Here is a 21,774-nt window from a genome sequence, read left to right as displayed (position 1 = left end):
GTGACGAATTGCTTCGCAATTCGTTGACGGTGTTTCACACCGTAATTCCCGTGCTTCGCACGGGAATTGGAATTACGCTTCGCTTAAATTCCTGACAGGCAGGCGTGTCCGCTTCGCTCCCCCGCCCTGGTTCCGGCAAGCCGGAACAGCTGGCTACCGGGTGAGGGTGCATCAGCGCTGGTCTGTGTAGCATCCCGAAGAACACAGCACCCCCGGACCGGTGACGTGACGTCACTTCTGATGGGAGGCCAGCCCGCCGGATGGAACACACCGGACTCCACTTCGCCTCATCCGATGCATGACGGTCCTTCACGTTATGAAGAACGCTCAGCATGTGCATGAGTCTTCCCGAAAGCCCCTCCCCCTGGACCCTGTTTTAAAGTGATGCCCGCACATCATCACGATGATGCATCAGGTGATGCGTGTGTAGCATCCCGAAGGAACCGCTACCCCCTCCGTCAGGACTTGCCGCCCCTCTCGTGAATTCTGGAGTACGGATATGACGAGCACGGAAAAGATTGCGCTTCGGCCTCATCAGATTGAAGCCGTTGACGCTGTGGTGCGCGGTCTTGATATCCCTCCAGGAAAGCGGGTTCCGCGTAATGGTCTGCGGGCCACGGTGGTGGCGGCATGCCAGGGCCGCCACGCACGCAGGCGGCCACCAGGGCAGCGAAAGCAATCCCCAAAGTGCGAACGGGCACACAAACTGCCTCCTTAGACAATCAGGTCCCCAATGCACCAGGCGCGCGTACCGTCACGATCTCGGGCCGGAGCGATGACCGGCCCGTGTGGCCCCGCCCTGTCATCCTCGTCGGGGGCTGGGCCACCAGGCCCCTGCCCCCGTGGGGGGTGGCAGGGAAAGGCGGCCGACGCTCTCCCCGGCGGCCGCCCGCCTGAACCAGTTCGCCCCCTGCGCCAAGAGGGCGAACTACAAGTGGCCTCGCGTGCCCCGTCGAGGCCACAGGCCGTGGTGTGCGGCCCGAGGTGGCCCTGCCTCTGAAGGATGATTTCAGAGGCAGGGCCGCCCACTCCACAGACTCCTGCCCACCACGGCAGGGGGCAGGAAAAAGGGCGGTCGACCATTCGGCCACCCCCTGAACCAGTTCGCCCCCAACCTCACCCGGGGGCGAACTGGAGACGGCCTCCAGGGGCAGGTCCGCCCAGGCCCGCAGAAGACAGCGCGGCCAGTCACACTGAAGCCATGACCGCCCCGCTCCTCGTCGACGTGTACACCGCCCAGGCCTTCACCAAGGCCGGAATCCTCCGCGTCCGGCTCCACCGCGGCAAACTCACACACCACGGCCACGACCGACACTCCCCCGTCGCCTAGCCAGCCGGAACCGGGCGACGGGCGACGGGGCGGGCTTGCCCAGACTTGGGCAAGCCCGGCTTGCCCACCCGGGGCGGGCTTGCCCGGTCATCGGATGGCGATGGGGATGATGCAGGCCGCGAGGACGGCCGCGCCGCCCATGGCGACCATCAGCGGTGTGGCCAGCACCGGGTGGCGGTGCGCCAGGTAGCCCAGAGCGCCCACCACCAGGACGACGACCAGGACCAGGAGCAGCAGGACGAGCAGGGCGAGCGTGGACATCAGGTGTTCTCTCTTTCGGGGTCAGGGGTGCCGGGCCGGCACACGAGCGGGGCGGATCTTCAGCGGTGCCCGTCCCTTACGTCTCGGGGAGCGCCGCAGACAGCAGCGCTCCGCGCCCCGGGCGGGACCGGGAGGGCGGAGCGGGATGCTGGGCAGCACGATGGACGAGGTGGGGGTTAGCGGCGCAACCCCGGGACCGGCAACGCCGACACTGGGCAGCCGCGGAGACGCATTCAAGGGTTTGACCTGGGGTTACAGCTTCCGGGAACTCTTGAATGAGCCCCGTAGCACTGATAGGGGCAAGGCCCGCAACCAGGCGTGAACCGATCCCCTCTCGCCTGAGTTATGTGGGGGTCGCGAGCAAATGTGACGCCGACCGACGCCGTTCCTGGTTTTTCTGGAGCGCAAGGACTTCCCCGGCAAAGCCGGCACCGCGCGAACCGACTGCGGAGCAGACATAAGGGGAGGGCCGCTACCAGTAGGTAGCGGCCCTCCCCGTACAGGTGCGGTTGTTCAGTCGGTGGTGGAGTCCTTGCCGACGAGACCGGCCAGCAGCTCGACGAGCGTCGCGTTCATGCTGCGCTGCTCGGTGCTGCGGACCCGAGCCACAGCAGGGGACCTCAGATATGGGAGAGCCTGAATCTCGACGTTGATGGGGCTCGCTGAAAACGGCCACGGACCGCCCCGAGCGAGTTACTCCGCCCAGGTGTTCCAGAGCCGAGAACTGCTTGCCTGCTTCGCCTTATGGCGATTAACAACCATGTTGGTAGGAGTGGAGGGAGTCGAACCCTCACGTCCGGGGACACCGGGACTTGAATCCGGCGCGTCTGCCTGTTCCGCCACACTCCCAGGGCCTCACCACTGTCCACCGCGCGGAGCGGGCCATGCACCGCAATCAGGGCGGCGCACGGCCCGCCGTGCTGTGAAGCGGACTGCAGCATACCTCCGGCAAAACCCGGCGCGGACACGGGCGTTGCCAACCCCATGCAAGCGCGGCGGGTGGCGGCCGACGCGTCGCTCAAGGGCCCAGCGCAGCGCCGCCCGTTTCCCGCGTCGTAGCCGGCGCATGGTCAGACAGGCGGTTTTCCGAACGGAGCACTCCCCGGTCGCGGAGCTGCTGGAGGCTCTCCAGACCGCCCGGCCGGCACAGCCGGCCGGCGGCGATGTCCGCCTCTGCCGCCAGGACCCGCCGAGCACCACCCGTGCCTGCCCGGGGAAGGGCGGGCGCCTTGTGCTGCGGGCCATGACCCAACGGTCTACGCGGTGTGCTCATAGCCGCTGATCGTACGGACCCCTGTCTCACCCAAGGCGACCGACGTGGATGACGACGACGGTGATGGTGGCATCGGCGACCTCGGACGCGGAAGCAGCCGACCTGGTCGGCGCTGCGCACCTCGGCCGTGAGGCAGTCGGGCCGGTCGGCAAGCTCCGGCCAACATCTATTGAACGAGCGAAAGGGAAGGGCGGGCGGGCGCTGTCTTTTGTTCTCCGCCCCTGAAGCTGATGGGTGCGAGACCGAAGACGTAGTGGTTGAGCTCTTCGGGGAAGATGTGCACTGCCTTTGCCAGGTCGGCCACAGGGACTCTATCGGCTCGTAGCGCTTCGAATACCTTCGAGATCAGTTTGCTGTTTTCTCGGACAAGGGACGAACCGGGTTCGCCTTTCCGGTATCCGAGTTGTGCAAGTTGCTTCATGGTCTGCTGAAAACGCCACTCGGAAAGGAGTTGCAGAGTTCGCAGGCGGTAGGAGAAGGCCATCGCGGATACTCCCCAGCGTCTTTTGGCGCTCAGGATGCGTTCCACGGAGGCGTTGTTGACCTGCTGGGCGAGGATGCCGGCCTTGGGCATGAGGAAGGCGGAGGCGAAGGCGTCGGCGGCAGCTTCGGCGGCGGGACCGCGGGGAGGCTGGTAGCCGCTGTGGAGGACGAGGTGACCCAGCTCGTGGGCGACGTCGAAGCGTCCTCGTTCGCCGGTCTTGCGGGTGTTGAGCAGGATGTACGGGGTGCCGTGACGGGTCGTGGAGAAGGCGTCGGCGTCCAGGCAGTCCGGGGCAAGGGAGAAGACACGTGCCCCGTGTGCTTCGAGAAGATGGACCATATTGGGCGCCGGTGCTTCGCCAAGGCCCCAGTCGGCACGGACCTGCTCGGCGGCGGTCTCGGGAGTCAGGTCGCCGTAGGAGGGGATGTCGGGCTTGGGGAGAGTGAAGTGGTCCTCAAGCCAGTCATTCAGGGTGGCGGCGATGGAGCCGCAGCCCAGGGCACTGTCGCGCTCGGCTGCGCTCATCTTCGACGGCGCACGGAAGCTGACGGCCCCCGGAACCATGTCCGGCGCCGGCGGCGCGTAAAAGAACGACAAGGGGAAGCGAAGAGCTGCGGCGAGTGAGGAAAGTGTTTCCTCGGACGGGATCTTGCGCGCGTTCTCGAACGCCGTGATGCTCTGGGCCGAGAAGCCCGATTCGCGGGACAGTGCCGCGAGCGTCATGCGCCGTCGCCTGCGTGCGAGTACCAGTCTTTCGGGGGTGAACACTTTCCCCAGCTCCCGCCGTGCTTAGTTGGTTTAGTTGGTTTTCCTGACCTCGAAGTCCGGGTCGTTGCCGTCGTCGGGCGCGTCCAGGAGGGCGATGTCGAGGCCCGGGTCATTACGGGTGAAGAGCGGCAGCCGCTCACTCCACTCATTCACATACTTTCCCTCCATTTTTACCGGAAGGGAGAGTTCTGCGGAGAGCTTGCCTTCATCGTTTCGTTCATAGAGCAGGAACCACAGAGGCATGGAGTCGAGCTCTCCGCCGAACTCGACTTCGTCCCGGGAGCTGAAGACCCCCTGGCCTCCGCGTTCGTACTTCACGTTGTTCTCGACCAGCTGGGCCATGACCCGGCCCTTGGGGTTCTTCGACCGGACCGAGCAGTCCAGGTCGCCCACACCGCCCGAACCGCTGACAGCCGTGATGGCGTGGCCCCCCGAATGATGGACGACGCGCAGGATGCTGTCCCGCGCGGTGTACTTCCAGACCGGATCCTGCTCCGCGGGATCGGTCAGCTGCTCCGCGAGGTAGCGGTTGGTCCTGCTCCAGAACGTGATGCCCGCCATCGCCGGCGCGTCGAACTCCGTGCACATCCTGGCCTCAGCAGCAGCCCAGTCCAATGCCTTCTCGAATAACTCCTTGCCCACGCCGAGCTGCTTGAGCCGAGCATCGACCTTATGTGCCTCACTGCCGGTCACTACATCCCCTCCCAGGGTCGGTTTCAAAGACCGTACCTGAAATGAGGGCTGTTTTTTGAAACCTTGACGATCATTGCACAGGTGTTCGAATGTGTCCATGTGAAGGCTCCAGGTCAGCGCCTGGCCGCGGTCACCGGCGGCGCGGAGCGGCGAACCGGCCGCCGGTCTCCTGGCCGGCCAAGAACCAGGAGGGAAAGCGAGGGCTTGCCCAGACACCCACAGGCTTGCCCGGTCCTCTGGAGGAGGCTTGCCCACCACGGTCAAACTCGCAGGACCTCTCCACTGGCGGTGTCCCTTTCCGTGGACACGCGGGCGAAGGGACTATGCCTGGTCGACGCAAGGGTGTCCTTCACGGGGCGAGACGCGATCACTGTCGCCCGGCACTGGTGCGGCCACGTGGGTCCGGGGCCGGGGACGGGGTTCGGTTCAAGTGGGGAAGCGATGGGGCCAGCCAGCCAAGGCGCCGCGCTGTGGGGCATGTCGTGTGGCCTGGTCCACCGAGTCGTGGAACGCGTAAGCCTTGCGCAGGTCACAGGTCCTGAAGACCTTGAGGATGTGGTCGTCAGTGCAGGTGAGATACAGGGAGCCCTCGTGGTCACGGATTCGTTTGGTGATCGCCACAATCATGCCCAGTCCCATGGAGTCCAGGAACGGTGCGGGGCGCAGGTCCAGGACGAAGTGGCGGTGGCCCTCGTCGAGGAGTGCGATGACTGCTTCGCGGATCCTGGGTGCGTTGTAGAACTCGACCTCGCCGTTGACCTCTACGACGGTCCAGCCATTCGCCGGGTAGTAGATGAGGTCCATGCGTTCGTCCTGGAGAATGCTGGTCCGCATTGCCCGCTCCTCTCCACCAGGCAGCGATGGCCGGCCCGGCCCGCGCGCGTCTGAAGCCGATCACCCCCGGCGCAGGCCCGGCCAGGCATCTCGGTGGGCGAGGGGTTCCGTTGCTGGCAGGGCTGGCAGGCGCCGGGGGTGGTCGGGCCCTGAGGGGTCATATCCACTGCATGCCGGATGCGACGATCATGCAAGCGGACGGCGATCGGATCGCCGCTGAAATTTACGGACACCCGCGGGGGGGACCAGCAGAAGATGGACCGGCCGCGCAGCCGCGCCGCAGGACGACCCAGCGAAGACGAAGGATGCCAACGGTCGCGAGCGGCCGACACGCAGAAAAGAAAAGGAAAAGGAAAGGGTCTAGGGAGCCCGCTTCCGCAAGGTGGGCGGCTGGTCGATGGGTCAGCGAGCATCCGCGTTCGGTTGACGAGGCTCGCCCACAGCCCGGCGCCTTACGAGTAGTCGAGTTCCACGTAGTCGATGTCGGTGAATTCCACCAGGAGCCCGTCGGCGCGTCGGCCGCCGTCCTTGAAGTACTGCTCCTGGAGGCCTTCGGCGACGACGGCCTGGAGCTGAGTGTCACTCGCCCCGGCCGCCTGGGCGTCGAAGAGACGGGCCGCGTAGGCAGGGGGCAGGTGCTGGGTGATGCGCCGGATCCGCCCGTCGTCGGACGTGCCGGGCGCCGCGGTGAAACCGAACCTCGCCCGGGTCTCGATGACGATCCCGGTCGACGTCGCCGCCTGCTTCTTCGCTCGCTCGCGCACCCGCGGCTGCCAGTCCCTGCGGACCTCGGCCGCGAGCTTCGCGGCGAGCTCCGAGCGCGGGTGCTTGATCTGGCCGGTGAGGTAGCGCTCCACGGTGCGCTGCGAGATGCCCAGGCGCAGGGCGACGGCGCGGGTGGAGCCCTTCTCGTGCTTGACGAGGAACCGTATCTGGGCGCCGGCCGACTTCGGGATCGGGCGGGTCGCGGTTGCTGTGGCGGCCTTGTCGAGGCTGTCGCCGATGATGCCCACGGGGATTCTCCTGTCGATGATCGTCTGTACGGGCCGCTGAGTGCCGATCTCCACCCCGGACGACCGGATGGACTCCGGGGTGGCTGATCGTCAGCGCGCGGCGCCCTCAGGGGCTTTGTGGGGCTGCTGGTCGTGTGGGGTGGGATCAGGTCTGCGCCATGTCGACGAACCGGCTGTAGTGGCCCTGGAACGCTGTCGTGATGATCGCGGTGGGTCCGTTGCGGTGCTTGCCGACGATCAGATCGGCCTCGCCTGCGCGCGCGGACTCCTTGTCGTACTGGTCCTCGCGGTGCAGCAGGATCACCACGTCGGCGTCCTGCTCCAGCGATCCCGATTCGCGAAGGTCGGATACCTGCGGCCGTTTGTCGGTGCGCTGCTCGGGCCCGCGGTTGAGCTGGGACAGCGCGATCACGGGCACCTTCAACTCCTTCGCCATCAGCTTGAGCTGGCGGGAGATATCGGAGACCTCCTGCTGCCGGCTCTCGGGACGGCGGCCGCCGCCGTACTGGAGCAGCTGCAGGTAGTCGATGACGACCAGGTCGAGCTTGCCGCGCTGCTTGAGCCGGCGGGCCTTGGTCCGGATCGTCATCGCGGTCAGCTCCGGTGAGTCGTCCAGGAGCAGGTTCCCGGCGTCGACCCTGGCCTTGGCCTTGGCCATGCGGATCCATGCCGCCTCGTCGAGCTGGCCGGAGCGGATGTGGTGCAGGCCGATCGAGCCCTCGGCGGACAACAGCCGCATGTGGAGCTCCGTGCGGCTCATCTCCAGGGAGAAGAACGCGCTGGACAGCTGGTGCTTGATGCTCGCGGCCCGGGCGATGTCCAGGCCCAGGGTGCTCTTGCCCATGGCCGGGCGCCCGGCGATCAGGATCAGCTGCCCGGACTGCAGGCCCAGGGTGAGGCTGTCGAGATCGGTGAAGCCCGTGGGCACGCCGGTCAGCTCGCCGGGTTTGCGCTTGCCCGCAGCCTCGATCGCGTCGAACGTCTCGTCCATGCCGTCCGAGGCGGGCAGCAGCGACTCGTCACCACGCTGGCGCACGATGCCGTAGAGCCGCGACTGGGCACGCTCGACAAGTTCCTCCGCGTCGCCGTCGCGGGCGTACCCGCTGGCGGCGATGGCGGTGCCGGCCTCCACCAGGCCCCGGGCGACGGATGCCTCGTAGACAATCTCGGCGTAGTACGCGGCGTTCGCCGCCGTCGGCACCGACTGCACCAGCGTGTGCAGGTACGAGGCGCCGCCAACCTTGGTGAGCTGGGCGGACTTGGTCAGCGCGGCCGCGACGGTGATCGGGTCGACCGGCTCATGGTGTCCGGTGAGCTCCAGGATCGCGCTGAAGATCGTGGCATGCGCCGGGCGGTAGAAGTCCGAGTCCTTCAGGACCTCGAGGACGTCGCCGATCGCGTCCTTGGACAGCATCATGCCGCCGAGGACGGACTGCTCGGCGTCCAGTTCCTGCGGAGGGATGCGCTCGAAGCTGCCCGGATCGAAGTCGTCGCTGCTGCGGGTGGGGGTGGGTACGCTCATGGTGGATCTCCGTTCAGGGATTCGAGCAGCGGCCGGGCCCGGCAAGGTTTCCGGCCGTTGCTGCCGTGCGGGGAAGGTCAGAACGCCCCAGCCAGCACGGGCGCCATTCGGCACTCGCACGGGCCGATCGGCATGAAGGTCTCCGGATCCTCAGCGAGACCGGACCCGTTGCACTTGTCGCACTCCGGCGCAGCAGCCGCAGGGTGCGCGCCCGTCCTGGTCGAAGCCACGGGAAGCCGCTTGAGGTGCTTGCGGTAGATCGCGGCCGCGTCATAGACGCGCTCGGGATCGCACTTGCGCGACAGATGACCGCGTAGCTGGGACAGAGTCCAGCCGACCGTGAGTGCCTCGCCAACGAGAGAAACCAGGTCGAGGGCATCGTCGCGGTGCACATTGCCGGGCAGTCCCGTGAGCATCGCTACGACCTGAGCGGTCTGCTCGGAGTCGTTCGCACCCTCGCGCGGCGCGGGCACTCCAGCAGCAGCCGAAGCGGGCTTGTCGTCCGGCGCAGCCGTCTCTCTCGTCTGTCCCGTCCCGGCATCCGCCCCAGCGACCGGTGCCGGTGGAGCGGATGAGGAAGGAGAGAGAGAAAGACTTCTTTGGGGGGCTTCTTTGGGGACCGTGTTTTTGCTGGTCAGCGGCTTGCGCGCGTTTTTTTTCCGACCAGTCTGGTCGGATTTCCGACCGGGCTCGTCGGAAATCCGACCATCGAAACCACCTGGGGTTTTAGTGGTCCGGTCCTGGTCACTTCGATGGTCGGATTTCCGACCGACGCTCTGCTGGACCCCATCGCCGGTACGCGTGTGCACCGGCGGCTGCGCCGGGTTCTGCCGCCAGTCAGGGGTGTAGGCGTCGAGCTTGTCCCACACGTTTCGCCAGCCCTCGTACGTGTCCGGCGGCAGGTCATTGACCTGGTACTTGCGGAACGTGTTCTGGATGCCGCCCTTGCCGGTCGAGGTAACGAGCCGGCCCCCGTCGGGATTCACGACCAGGCCGTGCTCGTCGAGCAGGCGCAGGGCGTCCTTGACCATGGTCGGACTGGCGGGCTTGTCGTTGATGCCCGGCAACAGGTAGCAGAGCTGATCCACGGACATCCGACGCAGGCCGCCACCGGTCCGGCGGGCGGACTCGGAGACCATCGCCCGCAGCAGGAGGTAGAGGTGCAGGGCGGTCCGCGACATGCCGGGTTTGAGCAACACCCAGTCGCGAACCTGCGTGTACGACCAGTAGTCAGTGATGTCGCCGACGAACTCCAGCTCGTCGGTCTCATCCATGCCGGGAGATGTCATTGGGCCGCCCCCTGAGGGCGGAGGCGGTCGCCTCGCAAGGCGTTCGGCGCCGCGGCGGGGGGCCGGCGGCGGCGGGGGTGGATCTGGCGGTGCATGTGGTGGGTCTCCCCTGATAGGGGAGCCGTGACCAGCGGATGTGACCTGACCGGGGCCCCAGGTGGTGGCGTTCCGCGAGACGGGACGCTTATTCTGGGTACAGGTGACCACGCGGACCGGAAGGTCCACGGGCATCACCCCCGGCGAGGTCACCTCACCGGACACGACTCAGAGCTTGGAAGGCCTGCGAGTCGACTTGAGGAGCCGCCTTGTCCTTGCCGGGACGGGGCGGCTTCGCCCTTTCTACGGGGCGCGAGCCAAGTTCTTCATGGGTTCATCCTGTCACTGAGGCCGAGATGCCATACGACTGAAGGTCAGGTGCGCCACGTTGTGCTACTACCTTCGCGCTGCGGTCGTGCTGCCGAGCCACTGAGAAACCAGGCGTATGCCATCGGCGTCCAACGGCCGTGCCACCGTGGCGATCTCAACGGGCGTCACGCTTAGGTTCGCGCGCCCCAGGGCTGCGGACAGGGTCTGAATCCGGCGGTCGAACTCTCGCTCCTCGCGCGCGCTCAGAGTGGGCGCTATCCCGTCGTCGGCGGCCGGTGCGGCGGCTGCCTCGCTGCTGTACTCCTTGCGTCCGTAGTGCTGCCAGGAGGCCGGGAAACCTTCTGCGGGCCCCCACAGCTCGGTGATCAGGTCACCGCCCCGTGCGGTGACTGTCTGCGCCATCGCACCGATGGCGAGATCGACAGCCGATCGCGCAGGTGATTCGGCGGCCACGGTCCAATTGCCGTCGGCACGGCGACTCATCGCGACGAATCGTGGAGCTCCGGTAGGCGGCTATTGCATCTCAAGGGTGCTACTCATGTGCACTCCTTCTACTGCGGCGGACATGCGTACGACCGAGCCTGAGCGAGACCTGACGGTCCGTCAACTGTGAGGATCGAGAAGGGCAGCGAGAGCCAGGGCACGGGCCTCGATGATGTCCATGCGTGCGGCCCACTCCTCTCCCTCACGGTGGTCAGGATGGGCGGCTGGCGGTTCGGTTCACGCGCGAGACTGCCAGGGAACGGCAGGCGTTCGTGGATGTGGCCGCGCACGCGGACACCGGCCGAGTCAGTCTCTGGATCTACCCGGACAAGGAAGACACGGCGCGGGCTGCAGTTGCGCTGCAGAAGCGCGACTTGTCGCTCTTTGGCGCCTTGGGCATCGGCGTCGAAAGCGACCTCCACTGCCGGACCTTGCACCGGCTCAGCCGGGCCCCCCGCCGAACCACCTGATCTTCCGGGTGGCCGCTCGCCTGCTCAGTGGCTGTCGGCTGCCTGCTTGGCCTGGTTTGAGGCGCAGGCACCGGGCGGAGCCCAGGCCATCGCCCCTCGGATTCCTGAGTTCTGGCAACTTTCCTAAAAAGCGGAAACTTTGAGGAGATCTCTCTAATCTGTGAGATGAGTCGAAGGGAGGCGTCCATGACGGACGGCGAGGAGACGGGCACACCAAGGGCCCTGCGCATCAGCTTCGAGTTCGAGGTGCCACGCAATTTGAAGCGGAACATCCACGGAACGAAGATCGAGAAGGCCCTGGACACAATCACCGAGCGGGTCCTGGGCCTGGCCGAGGGAGTTTTCCCCTGGGCCAGCAAGGCCGTGGTCCGTCGGCAGTGGGTCTACAACTGGACTGACGAGCCGCTGGAGTACGACTTGCCCGCGAACGAATACAACAGCCCGAAGTAGCAGCCCAGCGCACGCCAGGGGCCCCGCCGGGGCGGTGGCCCTTCGCGCTGTTCAGAGGGGATTTGGTGAGCGAGAGTCACACTGTTCCGGCGGTGCTGCACGACGACGAGAACCGCGCGGTGCTGGAGCGGATGCTGCCTGTCTGGACCGCAGGTGCCGTCCCGCAGAACCGGCCCGTCGTCGTTATCGTTGGTGGCCAGCCCGGCGCAGGAAAGACCCAGGTTGCGGATCTGGTCCAGGCGGTGCTGAACCGCCGTGGTGGCGCCGTCCGGGTCGGCCGTGACCTGTACAAGCCCGCGCACCGCCAGTACGCCGCGCTTCTGGACTCTGACGTCCGCACCGCCGGCGCGAGGGTCCGTCCGGACACGAGCCGTTGGCAGGCCGCGGTCGAGGAGCACGTCCGGGCGCATGGGTTCGACGCGGTGGTCGAGTCAGCCCTCGCCGACGAGGACGAGTTCCGTGCGGTGTCGGCCGCGTACCGGCGGTGCGGTCACCGGATCGAGGTGGTGGCGGTCGCGACGGCCGAGGCGTTGGCCCAGCTGGGGGTCCTGGACCGTTATCTCGCCGGCGGCTTCCGGTATGTGTCGTGGGAGAACCAGGACTCGTGCGTGAAGGGGATGCTGCGGACGCTCGCGGTGATCGAGGCGGAGCAGTTGGCGGACCGGGTGTCCGTGGTCCGGCGGGGCCTGGAACCGCTGTACGACAACGAGCTGACGAGCGGCGCCTGGGCACGGCCGGCGGCCGCGGCCGCGGTAGCGAGGGCGGATCAGGTGCGTCCGTGGAGCGCACCGCAGACCCGCGTCTTCCGCCGGGAGTTGACGCGTGCGGAGGTGGTGGTTCACGACGAGCGGCTGCCGGCGGACCGGCGGCTCGCGGTCAGCCGGGATGCGGAACGGGCCTCGGCGGCCGCCGAGGCGGTGCGCCGGATCGCGCAGCCGCTGCCCGGACCGCCCGGGACGGATTACCACCGGCTCAACGCGGAGGAGCACCGGTGGGTCTTCGACGAGCTGATCGCGCCCTCCTATCTGCGTCGGGCCGCCTTCCGCCCGGACCCGATCGTCGTCTATCTGATCGGCGAGCCGGGTGCGAGGAAGTTGGAAGCGTCCCGGATGCTGCGGCGCGCCATGCGTCCGGGAACGGTCCACCTGGAGCCGCGCAGCCTGCGCGGTTCGCACCCGGACTACTTCCAGCTCGTCACCGACAGCCCCCGCTGCGCGGACGAGGCGGTCCGTGCCGACGCAGAAATCTGGCAAGCCGAGGCCGAGGCGTACGTGCGCGAGCGGCGCGGCGACCTCATCATCGAGGCCGACTTCACCAGCGCGGCCGACTTCGCCCTTAGCGCGGGCCGGTTCGCCCGGGCCGAGTACCGCGTCGAGGTCGTGGCCCTCGCCGGACGGGCCGCGGACAGTCGGCAGCGGACCCTGGTCAACCACGCCCGTGCCCTTCAGCTCGACGTGATCACCGCGCTGCCGACTCCGGCCGCCCATGCGCGGGCCCGCCGAGCGGCCGCCGACATCGTGGCGGCCGCGGCCGCCAACCCGGACATCAGCGCGGTCACGGTGATCGATGGCGACCACCAGGCGCTGGGGCAGGATGCGTGGGCGGCTTGGGCCATGGCCGCCGAGCAGCGCCGCCCCTATACCGATCAGGAAGCCGCCCGCTTCCACGCCGTACAGCGGGCCCTGTACCAGGCGCTGCCGCGACTGCGGGAGGAGGTCGCCGGCCTGACGGCCCAGGCGCGGCCGCTGATGCCGGCCCCCTGGCAGCCACGTCCGGTGGAGCACCACCCCGGGCCGTGCCGGCTGCCGCTGCCGACAGGGTGGCTCAGGTCGCTTTCAGTTCCTTGAGCCGGGCGGCGTAGGCGAGGGCGATCTGCACGGTCTGGTCCTCGTCGGCGGTGTGCAGCCGGTCCAGGTCGTCCACGGCCTGGGCCCGGGCCGTGCGCCACCCGGCCACCACGTCCGGGGCATAGCGGCCGGGGTCCCTGCGGGCGGCAAGCAGGCGGGCGTTGTACTCGTCGATCACCCGCTCCACCATTTCCCTGGCCTGCTCGGCGTCCCCGCCAGGCTGGTGGAGCGGCGGCTGGTCGGTGGGGCCTTCGGGGGTGAGGGGGTTTGACATGACGGGTGCCACCTTCGGATCGTGCTGACGTGCTTGACCGGTCATTGTCCGTGACGCGGCTTCACCGGCTCGTGGCCGGGCATAGGTTGGGCGAAAGGCGATCACCAGGGGGTTTTCAATGGCGGGGCGGGATCTGCGGGCGCTGTTCAGCACCAACGACCGGCAGTTGGAGGCCGGCGCAGCGTTCACCAACCGGCAGGGCCAGTGGCAGATCGTCCAGGCCGCGATCGGCGAACACCTGGCCCGGATCACCGGCCCCGGCTTCACCGTCGAGGACCTTGAGGCACCCCGCACCAATGTGCTGGTGGTTCACGGCGTCGGCGGGATCGGCAAGACCACTCTGTCGCGCACCCTGGAGGCCGCGCTCGCCGAAGCCGGGGGCCGACCCGCACGGTGGGGCGAGCCGTCCTGGCCCGCCCGCCCCGCGCTGCTGCCCGTACGGATCGACCTCGCCCGCTCCGCCGGCACCGACTTCGAGCGAGTCCTCCTCACCATCCGCCTCGCCCTGGCCGCGCACGTGGGCCGGCCGCTGCCCGCCTTCGATATCGCCCTGCGCCGCTACTGGGAGCACCAGCACCCCGGCGAGAGTCTGGAGGAGTACCTGAGCCGCGGCGGGCTCGCCGGCCGCTTCGGCAAGGCCCTGCCGCAGCAGGTCCAGTCCGCGCTCGGCGACGTCGCCCAGGCGCTCATGCTGCCCGGCTCCATCGGCGGCGCCGTCGGCCAGCTCACCGGCGCCCTGGCCACCGCGCTGCGCGAACGCCGCCAGACCGTACGTGCCCTGGCTGACTGCTCCCTGCTCGCGGATCTTCTGGACGCCGAGCCGGACGTCGATGCCCTGTCGTACTACCCGTACCTGCTCGCCTGGGAGCTCACCCGGATCCCGGCCGAGAAGGCCGTGGTGCCCGTGGTGCTGCTGGACACCTTCGAGGACACCGGCGACCGGACCCACCGCGACCTGGAACGGCTGCTGCAGCGAATCGTGTGGCTGATGCCCAACGCGTTCTTCATCGTCACCGGCCGCAGCCGCCTCCAGTGGGCCGACCCCGCCCTGCAGGGCCAGCTCGACTACACCGGCCCCACCGCCTGGCCCGGCCTGGTCCAGCAGGCGGTTCCCGGCCCGCGCCTCGCCGGCGCCCCCGGGAACGGACGGCAGGTCCTCATCGGCGACTTCAGCCCGCAGGACTGCGACGACTACCTCGTCCGCCGCCTGGTCCGCGACGGGCAGCCCCTCATCAGCGCCGAGCTCCGCGCCGTCATCACCGCCCGCTCCCACGGCCTGCCCCTCTACCTCGACCTCGCCGTGCTCCGCTTTCTGGAACTGCGGCGGGCCGGACACACCCCGGCGCCGGCGGACTTCGACGCCGACTTCCCCGCGCTGATCACCCGCACCCTGGCCGACCTCACCCCCGACGAGCGCCACATTCTGCGGTCGGTGTCACTGCTGGACGCCTTCGATCTCCAGCTGGCCACCGCAGCAGCCGGTCTCCCCCACCAGGCGGCGGCCGCCCGTCTCGCCGAGCGGCCCTTCGTCCGCGAGAACCCGTACGCGCTGTGGCCGTACCACCTGCACGCCCTGATCCGCTCCACCCTGCGTACCGCGGACGACGCCACCGACGACCGCTGGACCGACGCCGACTGGACGGCCGCCGCCACCCGCGCCCTGGCCGCACTCGGCGAGCAGTGGCGCGCAGCCCCCGGGCCGGGCCGGCGCCTCCTCGTCGGATGCCTGCGCCAGGGACTCGCCCTGGCCCGCGACCACCGGCTCGACCTCGGCTGGCTCACTGACGCCGCGTACGCATACACCGACGACTACGTCTGGGAACCCCTTCCCCTCCCTGCCCGCGCCGAGACCGACGACGAGCTCGCCACCCCCGCGGACGCCTTGGTCGAACTCCTCAGCACCCTGGCCCGGCGCCAGCACGAACACCGTGCCCGGACCGCCGACCGGCTCACCGCCATCCTCGACACCGGCCTGCTGCCCGCCGAACTGACGGAGATGGCCCTGTACTACCGGGCCAAGGCCCACCGCGACCTCGGCCAGGCCGCCGCCTCCCGCGACGGCATGCGCCAGGTCGCCGGCGGCGGCGGCCGCCTCGCCCCCGACGCCGCCCGCGGGCTCGCACACCTTGCCCGTGCCGCCGGAGACTTCCCCACCGCCCTCGCCGCCGCCCAAGCCCTCGGCTGGCCGGGCCGCGGCCAGCGGGTCCTCGGCGACATCCACTTCGCCCACGGCAACATGGACCAGGCCGCCACCGCCTACGCCGCCGCCCGCACCGAAGCCGAGCAATACGGCAACACCGGCGAACAGGCCATCGCCCAGGCCCACCTCGCCCTCACGTACGCCTTCACCGACCCCACCTGCGCGGACCGGGAGATCACCCTCGCCGGGCAGCTCCTGGCTGGACTCGACCAGCGCGCCACTACCCTGACCGCCCAGATCGCCGCCCTCGCCCACGATGCCGGCACCCCGGGGCCGGACGTCGACGACCGCGCAGCCCTGCTGCGGACAGAGATCACCACCGCCGGAATCACCGCGGCCGCGCTGCTGCTGGAACTCGCCCTCACCCTGCACCACACCCTGCGCGGGGACGACGCCGCAGCCCGAAACGACACCGCCCGGCTTGACGAACTCACCCGCAGCGGCGACTACGCCTACTACACCGACATCGCCCACTTCATGACCGGGTTCCCCCTCAACAACCCCTCGCCCGCGCGGTGGATCGACGGACAACAAGCCACATGCAACCGGTGGCGAAACCTGGTCATCGCTCGCCGTGGGCATACCCGGCGCACCGCCTAGCCCGGCGCCGCCGGACACCACCACCCTCGACGGCCACATGCGGCGCCAGTTCCAAGGGGGTAACCGATGTCTTTCAATCCACTACCTCGGTTGTGCCTTGACGGGATGTGAGGCCTACATTGCTCCTGGTGATCAAGCGCGGGGGCGAACATGACGGACAGCACTGACTCAAACGTCGGCGGTACGGATCCGCGCGTAGTCAGCCAGCCACTGCCGCCGGAGGTGCCTGCCCCGCGCTCCGAACCGTCGCTGCCCCCCGAATCCACCGGCCTTGATGCGCCCGGTATCCCGCCGCCGGCTGCCGAGCCGGATCCCGAGTGGTGGCGTGCGCCAGCAACCGGCGTGCCGGAATGGGCCGTCGACGCCGACTCGGCACCCCCTCCCGGGGCCGGGGTGCCCGGCGTGCCGGAACAGGGCCACTGGCCCGGAGCGGATAGCGATGCCGGGGCCGTGCACGGCATGGAGGGCATCGTGGCCGCGCACGAGATCGGGGCTCAGATCGGGGAGGCGATCTCCTCCCACCTGCCGGGAGCACAGGAGCAGTCCCGGAAATTGGATCTGCGGTGGCTGCTGCTGAAGTACAACGTCCCGGGCGTCCTGCTGTCGTTGCTGGTGACGTGGGGCGGGCGCAGCAGCGTGGACCGCATGGCGGCCTCGGTCTCCGAGGACGGGATTTTCGCCCCGGTCGGGGTCGTCCTGTGTTTCGTGCTGGTCGGGCTGGTGCTGATGGTCCTGCCGGTCGGCAGCTGGCTCGGTGCCGCGCTCGGTCACATGGTCTCGGCCGTGGCCGTCGGACTGGTCCGGCTGTCCAAGCGGGCGTGGGCGACCCCGTACATCGGGTACCTGATGCGTCTGGCCGTGGCCGTCGTGGTCTGGAGTTTCGTCATCGCCGTTGTCCGCGTCATCTGGCGCGCGGCGGTCCACTTCCTGACAGGAGCGTGAGCATGAACGACACGGGAGCCGCTGCCGGCGGGATAGGGGCGGTCGCCCTGGGGCTGGTGATCCTGATGTATCAGATCGGGCGGTGGCGGGGCGGTGACCCGACTCCGAAGGTCCACTTTTTCGCTGGCGTCGCCCTGGCCGCGCTGTTGTTCCTCGGTGGCGGGCTTTTCGGGGTGATGGGTGGTGCCGCTGCGGCTTTCGGTGACGGGGTCGGTACCTACGCTCTGGAGGGCGCTACCGGGGCCATCGCGAAGGCTGGGGCGGCCGGGCCGACCGGCGGGGAAAGGGTCGCCGTGGGCGGGGCGATCGCTGGGCTGTGCCTGCTCGCCCTGTACGCGGGCCTGATCAAGTCCGGGCGCGCCGACCTCAGGGAGCCGCTTATACGTGGGGCGGCGGTCGGGGTGTTCCTGGGTGCATCGGCCGGGCTGATCGGGATGGCGCTCGGTCTGATCCGGACGTCGGGCAACACGATCGGCAACATTTTGATCCACACCATCTGAGGGCGGCGCGATGTCTGGGGGTTTCGGGGTCGGGGTGCGGCATCTGCGTGCCGAGTGGGGCCGCTGGTGGCGGGTGGAGGATCTCACCGAGACGCACCTCGCCCACCGTGCCCTCAACGAGCAATGGCGCATGTGGGAGGGGATACGCCGAAGGTACGCCGGCGAGATCAAGGCGAACATGACGCTGCTCAAGCAGCAGCAGCGGCAGGCCACCAACATGCAGATGCAGCGGCTTCAGGCACAGCGCCGCGGCGGATACCAACAAGGCCGGTACGGCGGCGGGTTCGGCATGTTCGGGGGCGGTGGCGCCAGCCCGATGATCTCTTACCAGATGATGCGCTGGGCCCAGTTGCAGATCAAAGCGGGCCAGGAGCACTTCATGCCGCAGCCGGTCACCCCGCCGATCCTGGCCGCCGCGCGCGACCAGGTCCGCACGGTCCGGCACCGCACCACGTTCATCCTCGCGGTGCTGCTGCCCGCAGCCTGGGTCGGTCTGTGGGCGCTGTCCGCGCTCGCGGCCCTGACGGTCACCGCCCTGGCCGCCGTGTGGCTTATGGCTCTCGCCCATGTCCGGGGCCGCAATCCGCGTAAGCGTCGTCCGCCGATCCCCAGGCTTCTGTTCGTTCCGCCGCAGGAGATCAAGGGCGTGGAGCTGGCCGAGGAGGCCGAGGAGCCGTTCCCGCTCGCGGAGGCCGGCCGCGACCCGGCACGGGTCCGGGAGGCTGTTCGCCTCGCGGTGCTCAGGCACAAGCGCAGGGTGGAGATCGAGGAGATCCGAACCCCGGTCGAGACGCAGTACGGATGGGAGCTCCCTATCGTCCTGAAGGTCGGGAGCCTCGCCGACTTCCCCGCCATCCTCAAGGACCTGGCCACACCGCTACGGGTCGGCGCGGGCCGCATCATGGCCGCTGCGGCATCTCCCGACGACGCAGCCGAGATCAAGCTCCGGATCCTCACCAAGGACCCGTTCGAACACCCGCTGCCGATCCCCATGCGGCCGCCGGGCTCCTGCTCGATCCGCAACCCCTTTGACCTCGGGCTGTCCATCGAGGGCCAGACAACACCGGTCCTGCTCGCGGGGCAGCACGCCATCGTGGTCGCGGACACAGGCGGCGGGAAGACGGCGCTGATCCAGCGCATCGCCGACTTCGTGACCGCCTGCTTCGACGCGGTGATCGTCGACATCGACCCCGTCAAAAGGGGGTTGAAGGTCTTCTCGCCGCTGGCCGCAATGACCGCGCGCAGTCCCGAGGAGGCCGAGCTCGTCCTGGAGCGGCTGGTCGCGGAGGCCAAGCGGCGTATCGCGTCGATGCCGCCGACCCAGAACATGTGGGAGCCCACGCCCGAAGACCCCGCCATCGTCGCGGTCCTGGATGAGTTCATCAAGCTGTCCCCCAGGGGCAAGGAGCTGGCGATCGAGCTCCTGCGGAACCTCGGCCGCGAAGCCCTGGTCTCCGTCGTCATCGTCACGCAGGACGCCACCAAGGACGTCATGGGCGACGCCATCGCGGACGTGCCCGGCCTGAGAATCATGCTGCCCTGCCGCGCCGGCGACGTGCCCCTCGTCGTCGGCCGCCAGGACGCGGTCTCCCTGGGCTGGTGGCCGCACCTGCTCGTCCCCTCACCCGACCCGGAAGAACCGGCCGACGCCGGACGCTTCTACGTGATCGCCCCGCGCCACCGCGAGCCGATCCTGCGCTACGCCTCCCTGCTGCCCCCCGATGAAGCCGCCCGCCGGGTCGAGGAGCGCCTCAAGGCCCCACGGCCGCAGCTCACCCTCGGCGGCCACCGCACGGCCGTCAAAGAAGTGCCGGTGGCGGTGCGGCTGTTGCTGAACGCGTTCGCCGCGCACCGTGACCCCGAGGCGCTCACCATCACCGAGCTCGGCGACTATCTCGCGGTCGCCGCGCCGGACGTCTACGGACGTTGGGAGGGCAAGGCGAACCGGAACCTGATGGTCGGGCGGACCATCAAGTCCGAACTGAGGGACGTCGGCATCGACATCGCCACGATCCGGCTGGCGGGGCGGACGGGTAAGCCCGCCGCCTACCGGCTGACCGACATCAAGGCGACCCTGTCGTGATGCGTCCCGGTCGCGTCCGCGATGCGTACCGGCGTCCCTGTGGTGCGTCCTGGCGCGTCCACGATGCCCTCCGAGGGCCCCTGAGCGTCCAGGTGATGCGTCCATGCGTCCGCCCCAGACACATCACATCCACATGCTGACCTGCATGGACGCATCGAACACATCAGAAAGACACCCCCCGGTGGAGGCCCTATGACCCCGCAGAATCCCGCTCAGCACGCCCGCGTCGCCGCCGATGCCCTGGAGCGGCTCGTCCGCGACGTCCAGACGGGCCACGCCGCCTGGGCCCACCCGCACACCGTCCGCCAGGCCGTCGACGACCTGACCCGGATCACCACCGCGGCCTCCACCGCCCTGCTACAGCTCGCCGCCGCCCACAGCCAGCACACGCAGCCGGGCCCGCGGACCACCCAGTCCGTGACCGCGCTTCACCAGGCCGGCCATTACACGACCACAGCGGCAACTCAACTCCGCACGGCCCGCCACACTATGAACTGAACGTCACCGACAGCGAGGGGGAACTCCCGTGCCGCGCGACCGGCTTCACGACCAGGAGCGAGGGATCGATGCTGCCCGCTGACGACCCGTGCGACGCCATCACCGGCGCCGCCGGAAACTACTGCCGAGGAGGCGGGGGAAGCAGCGGCAAAAGCGGCGGCGGGGCGCTCGACAGTCTCGACCCGCTGCACCAGCTGGCACAGGAAGTGGCAACCGCAGCGGACTGGACGGCCGGCCAACTGGGCAAGATCGTGGCCGACCGCAATTCCGTCGATTTCACGAACGGCAACTTCCTCAAGCAATACGCGGTCGTCTTCGCCGCATCCTCGGTCCTGGTCCTGGTCCTGTGGCTGCTCGCCGTCGCCAAACGCGCGATCCGCGGCGTGCCGATGGGCACCGCGATGGGGGAAGCGATCGGGCTGCTGTGGCTCGCGGTCGGCGCCGTCGCGTTCACCCCGCTGATCCTCTACACCGTCGTCGGCGCGGTCAGCGCGGTCACCGATGCCCTGGTGGCCGGCCTCGGGAACGGCAGCAGCGACCTATTCGCCACGCTGGGCGACAACCTGAAACAGGGCAAGACCGGCGGAGGCCCGATCATCCAGATCATCACCTCCCTGGCGACGATCCTGCTGTGCGGAGCCCTGTGGCTGCTCCTGGTCCTGCGGACGCTCAGCCTGTACGTCGGCGCGGTCCTCGGCGTCGTCATCTACTCCGGCCTGGTCGACAAGGACCTGTGGGGCCACATCCGCCGCTGGGCCGCGGTCATGATCGGACTGATCCTGATCGAACCGATAGTCGTGATCGTGCTCGGACTCGCATCCGCACTGGAGAGCACCGGCGAGCACGGACCGGTCGTCACCGGCCTTGCCGTGTCCGTCTGCGCACTCGGCGCCGCCCTCTACCTGGTCATGAAGTTCCCCGCGTTCGGCGACTCGATCAAGGTCGCCCGTGGGGTGGGCCGGGCCGCCGGGGGCGCGGCCCGGATGGTCACCGGAGGCGCGGGGGCCGCGGGGGCCGCGGTGGGTGTCCAGCGGGGCATCTCCACCCATGGCACGCGCAGCGACGACCGCCAGGCCAACAGCACGTCCCGCAGCACCCCGAAGCCCGCGAATCCCATCTCCGGCGGGATGGGCGCGCACGGGTCACGCACCCCGAAACCGGCCCCGAAGCCGAAGAACGACGAGTAGCCAGGCACAGCAGAACGGGCCGCAGCCGAACACCGGCTGCGGCCCGTTTCCACGTCCGGGCCTCTCAGACAGGAGGACCCTGGGTATGTGGCAAGGAAGAGCTTTCGGACCTGTAGCCAGTGCGGCAGCCCGTTGCCCGAGGACAGTCGACGGTCTCGCCGGTACTGCTCAGCGGCCTGCCGCACGAAAGCGTGGCGGTGGAAGCAGGAGCGCGAGGAGTGGTGGCGGAGCAACGTAGAGTTCGCCGCCGCCCTGCGTGAAGGCCGTCCCTACCGCCGGCCGAAGAAGCGGTGCCCGGTCTGCACGGGCTGGTGGTACGTCGGCGAGGCCACGGGCGGCAACCGCAAACGGGTGGATGCCCTGTACTGCTCACCGAGGTGTCGCACGCGGGCCTATCGCCAGAGGCG

General features: G+C 68.9%; 18 protein-coding genes and 1 tRNA gene. 9 read left to right on the top strand and 10 right to left on the bottom strand.

Translation table 11 applies throughout. From position 1 onward, the window contains the following. Positions 1 to 1,201 precede the first annotated feature (1,201 nt). Positions 1,202 to 1,330, top strand: coding sequence for a hypothetical protein (locus tag ACIA8E_RS38260; protein WP_399305806.1), 129 nt, complete (start codon positions 1,202 to 1,204; stop codon positions 1,328 to 1,330). An 87-nt stretch (positions 1,331 to 1,417) separates the two neighbouring features. Here the strand turns inward: ACIA8E_RS38260 and ACIA8E_RS38255 are convergent, their stop codons facing one another. The 9 genes from ACIA8E_RS38255 to ACIA8E_RS38215 form a co-directional block, all read right to left on the bottom strand. Beyond that, positions 1,418 to 1,591, bottom strand: a complete 174-nt coding sequence (locus ACIA8E_RS38255) for a hypothetical protein (RefSeq protein ID WP_399305803.1) — start codon at positions 1,589 to 1,591, stop codon at positions 1,418 to 1,420. Between the two features lie 764 nt (positions 1,592 to 2,355). After that, positions 2,356 to 2,440: transfer RNA gene (locus ACIA8E_RS38250), tRNA-Leu, on the bottom strand. Between the two features lie 590 nt (positions 2,441 to 3,030). After that, on the bottom strand, positions 3,031 to 4,116 hold the full coding sequence (locus ACIA8E_RS38245) for a helix-turn-helix domain-containing protein (RefSeq protein WP_399305800.1): 1,086 nt from the start codon (positions 4,114 to 4,116) through the stop codon (positions 3,031 to 3,033). A 30-nt stretch (positions 4,117 to 4,146) separates the two neighbouring features. Then, complete coding sequence (locus ACIA8E_RS38240; protein ID WP_399305798.1) at positions 4,147 to 4,908, bottom strand: hypothetical protein; 762 nt, start codon at positions 4,906 to 4,908, stop codon at positions 4,147 to 4,149. A 327-nt stretch (positions 4,909 to 5,235) separates the two neighbouring features. Further along, positions 5,236 to 5,643 (bottom strand): STAS domain-containing protein, encoded by a 408-nt coding sequence (locus ACIA8E_RS38235; RefSeq protein ID WP_399305795.1) that lies wholly within the window; start codon positions 5,641 to 5,643, stop codon positions 5,236 to 5,238. A gap of 452 nt (positions 5,644 to 6,095) precedes the next feature. Further along, positions 6,096 to 6,656 (bottom strand): telomere-protecting terminal protein Tpg, encoded by a 561-nt coding sequence (gene tpg / locus ACIA8E_RS38230; protein ID WP_399305792.1) that lies wholly within the window; start codon positions 6,654 to 6,656, stop codon positions 6,096 to 6,098. A gap of 145 nt (positions 6,657 to 6,801) precedes the next feature. Next, on the bottom strand, positions 6,802 to 8,178 hold the full coding sequence (gene dnaB / locus ACIA8E_RS38225) for a replicative DNA helicase (protein WP_399305790.1): 1,377 nt from the start codon (positions 8,176 to 8,178) through the stop codon (positions 6,802 to 6,804). 77 nt (positions 8,179 to 8,255) lie between these two features. Next, the gene (locus ACIA8E_RS38220) at positions 8,256 to 9,452 is read right to left on the bottom strand and encodes a hypothetical protein (protein WP_399305787.1); all 1,197 of its coding nucleotides are present in this window, start codon (positions 9,450 to 9,452) and stop codon (positions 8,256 to 8,258) included. Positions 9,453 to 9,899: 447 nt separating this feature from the next. Next, a complete protein-coding gene (locus tag ACIA8E_RS38215; protein ID WP_399305784.1) occupies positions 9,900 to 10,316 on the bottom strand; it encodes a hypothetical protein in 417 nt (138 codons plus the stop codon). Positions 10,317 to 10,972: 656 nt separating this feature from the next. Here ACIA8E_RS38215 and ACIA8E_RS38210 point away from each other — a divergent pair. Next, the gene (locus ACIA8E_RS38210) at positions 10,973 to 11,236 is read left to right on the top strand and encodes a hypothetical protein (protein ID WP_383932820.1); all 264 of its coding nucleotides are present in this window, start codon (positions 10,973 to 10,975) and stop codon (positions 11,234 to 11,236) included. 65 nt (positions 11,237 to 11,301) lie between these two features. After that, positions 11,302 to 13,083 (top strand): zeta toxin family protein, encoded by a 1,782-nt coding sequence (locus ACIA8E_RS38205; RefSeq protein ID WP_399305781.1) that lies wholly within the window; start codon positions 11,302 to 11,304, stop codon positions 13,081 to 13,083. Here the strand turns inward: ACIA8E_RS38205 and ACIA8E_RS38200 are convergent. Next, complete coding sequence (locus tag ACIA8E_RS38200; RefSeq protein WP_399305778.1) at positions 13,061 to 13,357, bottom strand: hypothetical protein; 297 nt, start codon at positions 13,355 to 13,357, stop codon at positions 13,061 to 13,063. The two genes, ACIA8E_RS38205 and ACIA8E_RS38200, sit on opposite strands and share 23 nt — an antisense overlap. A 118-nt stretch (positions 13,358 to 13,475) precedes the next feature. Here ACIA8E_RS38200 and ACIA8E_RS38195 point away from each other — a divergent pair, with 118 nt between their 5' ends. From ACIA8E_RS38195 to ACIA8E_RS38170, 6 genes are all read left to right on the top strand, one after another. Next, positions 13,476 to 16,157 carry an ATP/GTP-binding protein gene (locus ACIA8E_RS38195; protein ID WP_399305775.1) on the top strand — a complete coding sequence of 894 codons (2,682 nt, stop codon included), beginning with the start codon at positions 13,476 to 13,478 and terminating at the stop codon, positions 16,155 to 16,157. Between the two features lie 150 nt (positions 16,158 to 16,307). After that, positions 16,308 to 17,099: a hypothetical protein gene (locus ACIA8E_RS38190; protein WP_399305773.1), complete on the top strand. Its 792-nt coding sequence runs from the start codon at positions 16,308 to 16,310 to the stop codon at positions 17,097 to 17,099. A gap of 2 nt (positions 17,100 to 17,101) precedes the next feature. Then, entirely contained in the window at positions 17,102 to 17,599 is a 498-nt protein-coding gene (locus ACIA8E_RS38185; protein WP_399305770.1) for a hypothetical protein, read from the top strand. Positions 17,600 to 17,609: 10 nt separating this feature from the next. After that, the gene (locus ACIA8E_RS38180; protein WP_399305767.1) at positions 17,610 to 19,682 is read left to right on the top strand and encodes a hypothetical protein; all 2,073 of its coding nucleotides are present in this window, start codon (positions 17,610 to 17,612) and stop codon (positions 19,680 to 19,682) included. A 192-nt stretch (positions 19,683 to 19,874) separates the two neighbouring features. Then, entirely contained in the window at positions 19,875 to 20,180 is a 306-nt protein-coding gene (locus tag ACIA8E_RS38175; RefSeq protein WP_399305764.1) for a hypothetical protein, read from the top strand. Between the two features lie 68 nt (positions 20,181 to 20,248). Continuing rightward, positions 20,249 to 21,367, top strand: coding sequence for a hypothetical protein (locus tag ACIA8E_RS38170; RefSeq protein ID WP_399305762.1), 1,119 nt, complete (start codon positions 20,249 to 20,251; stop codon positions 21,365 to 21,367). The last annotated feature ends 407 nt before the right edge of the window (positions 21,368 to 21,774 follow it).

Source organism: Streptomyces sp. NPDC051664 (genome assembly GCF_044453545.1).
Taxonomy (GTDB): Bacteria; Actinomycetota; Actinomycetes; order Streptomycetales; family Streptomycetaceae; genus Streptomyces.
This window is presented reverse-complemented; position numbering and strand designations above follow the sequence as displayed.

Coding starts and splice junctions, on each gene's coding strand:
- ACIA8E_RS38210 (WP_383932820.1), top strand. CDS start 10,973: ATGACGGACGGCGAGGAGACGGGCACACCAAGGGCCCTGCGCATCAGC.
- ACIA8E_RS38175 (WP_399305764.1), top strand. CDS start 19,875: ATGACCCCGCAGAATCCCGCTCAGCACGCCCGCGTCGCCGCCGATGCC.
- ACIA8E_RS38260 (WP_399305806.1), top strand. CDS start 1,202: ATGACCGCCCCGCTCCTCGTCGACGTGTACACCGCCCAGGCCTTCACC.
- ACIA8E_RS38215 (WP_399305784.1), bottom strand. CDS start 10,316: ATGAGTCGCCGTGCCGACGGCAATTGGACCGTGGCCGCCGAATCACCT.
- ACIA8E_RS38220 (WP_399305787.1), bottom strand. CDS start 9,452: ATGGATGAGACCGACGAGCTGGAGTTCGTCGGCGACATCACTGACTAC.
- ACIA8E_RS38195 (WP_399305775.1), top strand. CDS start 13,476: ATGGCGGGGCGGGATCTGCGGGCGCTGTTCAGCACCAACGACCGGCAG.
- ACIA8E_RS38240 (WP_399305798.1), bottom strand. CDS start 4,908: ATGGACACATTCGAACACCTGTGCAATGATCGTCAAGGTTTCAAAAAA.
- ACIA8E_RS38200 (WP_399305778.1), bottom strand. CDS start 13,357: ATGTCAAACCCCCTCACCCCCGAAGGCCCCACCGACCAGCCGCCGCTC.
- ACIA8E_RS38180 (WP_399305767.1), top strand. CDS start 17,610: ATGTCTGGGGGTTTCGGGGTCGGGGTGCGGCATCTGCGTGCCGAGTGG.
- dnaB (WP_399305790.1), bottom strand. CDS start 8,178: ATGAGCGTACCCACCCCCACCCGCAGCAGCGACGACTTCGATCCGGGC.
- ACIA8E_RS38170 (WP_399305762.1), top strand. CDS start 20,249: ATGCTGCCCGCTGACGACCCGTGCGACGCCATCACCGGCGCCGCCGGA.
- ACIA8E_RS38255 (WP_399305803.1), bottom strand. CDS start 1,591: ATGTCCACGCTCGCCCTGCTCGTCCTGCTGCTCCTGGTCCTGGTCGTC.
- ACIA8E_RS38190 (WP_399305773.1), top strand. CDS start 16,308: ATGACGGACAGCACTGACTCAAACGTCGGCGGTACGGATCCGCGCGTA.
- ACIA8E_RS38235 (WP_399305795.1), bottom strand. CDS start 5,643: ATGCGGACCAGCATTCTCCAGGACGAACGCATGGACCTCATCTACTAC.
- ACIA8E_RS38185 (WP_399305770.1), top strand. CDS start 17,102: ATGAACGACACGGGAGCCGCTGCCGGCGGGATAGGGGCGGTCGCCCTG.